Origin of the sequence: Mycobacterium sp. E2733, from assembly GCF_001667585.1 — a bacterium.
In the GTDB taxonomy this organism is placed as follows: domain Bacteria; phylum Actinomycetota; class Actinomycetes; order Mycobacteriales; family Mycobacteriaceae; genus Mycobacterium.
This window is the reverse complement of record NZ_LZJZ01000076.1, coordinates 1-890: the sequence shown is the minus strand read 5'-3', so window position 1 is coordinate 890 and position 890 is coordinate 1. Positions and strand designations below refer to the sequence as shown.

General features: G+C 69.3%; 1 protein-coding gene and 1 pseudogene. One reads left to right on the top strand and one right to left on the bottom strand.

The window, feature by feature from the left end; translation table 11 throughout:
- The coding region (locus tag A5678_RS12930) for a VWA domain-containing protein (RefSeq protein ID WP_156746826.1) at window positions 1–592 on the top strand (592 nt) is incomplete at its 5' end.
- Window positions 593–596: 4 nt separating this feature from the next.
- Here A5678_RS12930 and A5678_RS12925 read toward each other — a convergent pair.
- Window positions 597–890: pseudogene (locus A5678_RS12925) on the bottom strand (hypothetical protein); the annotation flags it as partial.

Genomic DNA, 890 nt, shown 5'->3' with positions numbered 1-890 from the left:
CCTGGGCCTGGTCGGCTTCGCGGGCACGCCGTACCTGCTGGTGCCGCCGACCCCGCAGCACCAGGCGACCATCGACGCCCTGAAGAAGCTCGACTTCGCCGACAGCACGGCCACCGGCGAGGCCATCTTCACCGCCCTGCACGCGGTGAGCGCCAACGCGATCACCGGGGGCGACACCCCGCCGCCGGCCCGCATCGTCCTGCTCTCCGACGGCAAGGAGAACAAGCCGTCCAACCCCAGCGATCCGCATGACGGGGCCTACACCGCGGCGCGGCTTGCCCGCGACGAGGGGGTGCCCATCTCGACGATCTCCTTCGGCACGCCGTACGGCACCGTCGAGTACGAGGGCGCCACCATCCCGGTTCCCGTCGACGACCAGACCCTGCAGAAGATCTGCGAAATCACCGACGGCCAGTCGTTCCACGCGGACAGCCTCGAGTCGCTGAAGAACGTCTACGCGACCCTGCAGCGCCAGATCGGCTACGAGACCGTCAAGGGCGACGCCAGCCTGGCGTGGATGCTGCTGGGGGCCGTCGCGATGGCCGGCGCCATCTTGGCCGGGCTGTTGCTGAACCGCCGGCTGCCGTCCTGAGCGGTCAGACCGGGAGCCGCCGGTTGATCCGCAGCGCCAGCGCCGTCGCGATCAGCGCGGTGATGACGCCCAGGCGCAACCACCCGGCGCTGCCCGGCCCCGGCACCGTGCGGTAGCCGATGTCCTTCTCGATGGCGTTGTAGCTCTTGGACAGCTCGTCGACGTTGCTGGCCGTGTAGGACTGCCCGCCGGACAGCTTGGCGATCATCTTCATCTGGTCGGTCGAGACCGGGACGGCCACCCGCTTCCCGTCCATCTCGATCTCGCCGGTCTTGGTGCCGAACGAGATCGTCGAGAT